This window comes from Vibrio sp. Vb0349, from assembly GCF_033338975.1.
This window is the reverse complement of the sequence record NZ_JAWOTS010000173.1, coordinates 1-1,474: the sequence shown is the minus strand read 5'-3', so window position 1 is coordinate 1,474 and position 1,474 is coordinate 1. Positions and strand designations below refer to the sequence as shown.

Here is a 1,474-nt window from a genome sequence, read left to right as displayed (position 1 = left end):
AGCAAGCTCTTTCGGGTTGAACTGCTTGAGAGGTTTATCCATCAGCTCTTTACGTTCAATCAGCACTTCCACTAAACGCTTTGGCAGCACTTTTGCTAGGGTGTTCTTTAGCGATTGATTTGGATGTTTCTCAAGGCTGCGCTCGAGCAGCAGAGCGATGTCTTCGTTAGGAACTAAGTTGATAGAAACTTTCTGACCCGCTTTCCAGAAAGAGGAAATTTGCAAAACCGAAGGGCCCGATAAGCCGCGGTGAGTAAACAACAGCGCTTCTTTGAACATGGTGCCGTCTTCGGCGGTAATTTCCGCAGGCACAGCAATGCCAGACAGTTCAGCGAAATCTTCTTTGTCTTCTTTGTGCAGCGTAAATGGCACAAGTCCCGCCGTGGTTGGGATTACCGGCAGACCAAACTGCTCAGCCACTTTGTAACCAAATGGCGTCGCGCCCAGTTTTGGCATGGAAAGGCCACCGGTCGCAATCACCAAAGATTCGCACTCAACGGGCTCAGTACCCGCGTGCAGACGAAAGCCTTCTTCGGTTTTCTCAATGGTGTGCACATCGCATTGGTAACGCTGTTGAATGTTTGGCATGTCACACTCGGCCAGCAGCATCTTCACAATGTCTTTGGCGGTAAAGGCATCGACACAAAACAATTGGCCGTGGTCGCGCTCTTCAAACTCGATGCCGTGTTTGCTGACCATGGAGATGAAGTCCCAGTTGGTGTATTGCGACAGCGCCGATTTTACGAAGTGTGGGTTTTGGCATAGGTAGTTGCTGGCTGATACGTCGTAGTTGGTGAAGTTGCAGCGGCCACCACCAGAGATAAGGATTTTACGTCCTGGCTTTTTGGCATGATCCAGCACAAGCACACTGCGTCCGCGCTTGCCTGCTTCTGCAGCACACATCAAACCCGCGGCTCCCGCGCCAATTACAACAACATCAAATTTCTTACTCATCGGTCGCTCTTAGGCTCTATCCAAAATCCAAAACAATAAAAAAGGATGTGCTTATTGCACATCCTGGCTTTCTAAGATCGCCATTCTACCTACAAATTTCGAAAGGTAATAGCGCTTAAATTCCAAGCATCGCCTAGTACGGCTTAGCTGGAAAGACCTACAAGATGACGGCCGCCAGTAGGGTAACACCAAGCAACGCGGTTGATAGCACAAACAACTCACGCACCCGTTCACACTTACCTGTGAATATCTCATCATGGTGATGGTGATACTCTTTACTTTTAATGTAGTGGAACAAACGCACCTGTTTGGTGACGTTACCGTGAGTGGTGAAGAAACCATTGCCATCCACTTGTTGATACAACAATGGGTGCGCTTCACGCATGATGTAAATAAGAGAACGAAGAGCGGTGAGATAACGGATCATATTGACCCCCGTTACTACCATTAGCGCAAATAAGATTGTGTCTCCACTGATCATCTTTTCCTCCCTACATCTTCAACAATGCTCAAGAGAAAA

General features: G+C 48.2%; 2 protein-coding genes. Both read right to left on the bottom strand.

The features are described 5' to 3' along the window. Positions 1 to 954: NAD(P)/FAD-dependent oxidoreductase (locus tag R7Q47_RS24285; protein ID WP_318089768.1), on the bottom strand; the 954-nt coding region annotated here is incomplete at its 3' end. A 157-nt stretch (positions 955 to 1,111) separates the two neighbouring features. Then, entirely contained in the window at positions 1,112 to 1,435 is a 324-nt protein-coding gene (gene uspB, locus R7Q47_RS24280) for a universal stress protein UspB (protein ID WP_318089767.1), read from the bottom strand. Positions 1,436 to 1,474 lie beyond the last annotated feature (39 nt).